1 protein-coding gene is annotated in these 224 nt (G+C 71.4%); it reads right to left on the reverse strand.

The genetic code is table 11. The annotated features are described in order from the left end of the window. Nucleotides 1–224: AMP-binding protein (locus VM95_RS38355; RefSeq protein WP_157882321.1), on the reverse strand; the 224-nt coding region annotated here is incomplete at both ends.

Consider the following 224-nt stretch of genomic DNA (forward strand, 5'->3'; position numbering starts at 1 on the left):
CGGATCTTCACCTGGTGGTCGACCCGGCCGAGGTAGTCGAGCTCACCACCGGCCGACTGCCGCACCAGGTCACCCGTGCGGTACATCCGCGAGCCGACCGGGCCGTACGCGTCGGCAACGAACCGCTCGGCCGTCATCCCAGGACGCTTGAGGTAGCCGCGCGCCAGACCGTCGCCGGCGATGTACAGCTCGCCGACCACACCCGGCACCACCGGCCGCAGACC

This window comes from Streptomyces rubellomurinus, from assembly GCF_000961885.1.
Classification (GTDB): domain Bacteria; phylum Actinomycetota; class Actinomycetes; order Streptomycetales; family Streptomycetaceae; genus Kitasatospora; species Kitasatospora rubellomurina.